Origin of the sequence: Myxococcus sp. CA039A (assembly GCF_013336645.1) — a bacterium.
GTDB lineage: Bacteria > Myxococcota > Myxococcia > Myxococcales > Myxococcaceae > Myxococcus > Myxococcus llanfairpwllgwyngyllgogerychwyrndrobwllllantysiliogogogochensis.
The window spans coordinates 1-399 of sequence record NZ_JABUMQ010000831.1 but is presented as its reverse complement, the minus strand read 5'-3'; the positions used below and the strand labels follow the sequence as shown (position 1 = coordinate 399).

General features: G+C 64.9%; 1 protein-coding gene. It reads left to right on the top strand.

All coding sequences use genetic code 11. From position 1 onward, the window contains the following. Positions 1-29: 29 nt before the first annotated feature. On the top strand, positions 30-399 hold a 370-nt coding region (locus tag HR086_RS47825; protein WP_217442289.1), incomplete at its 3' end, for a flagellar hook-length control protein FliK.

The following is a 399-nucleotide window of genomic DNA, read 5'->3' as shown; positions in this document are numbered from 1 at the left end:
CCTTTGGCGATGCCGCATGGCCGCAGAGCATGGCCAGCCAGCTGGCTTTCATGCAAGTGCATCGCCAATCGTCGGCCGAACTGCAGTTGAACCCGGCCGAGCTGGGCGGCATGCACGTCAAGCTGGAAGTGGACAACAGCGCCGTCAACTCGAGCTTTGTCTGCCAGCACCAGGCCGTGGCCGAACTCGTGCAGGACGCCATGCCGCGCCTGCGCGACGCCATGCAGCAAGGCGGGATGCAGCTTGCGCAAACGTCAGTCAGCACGGGCGACTTCAGCCAGCAGCAGAACGCATCGCAGGGCTCGTCGGCGCAAAACCAAGGTAGCGGTTCGGGCAACGGGGGGAGTGGCAGTCGTTATGGTAGCAGCGGCTCGCAAGACCGCCCCGATACGGTGACGG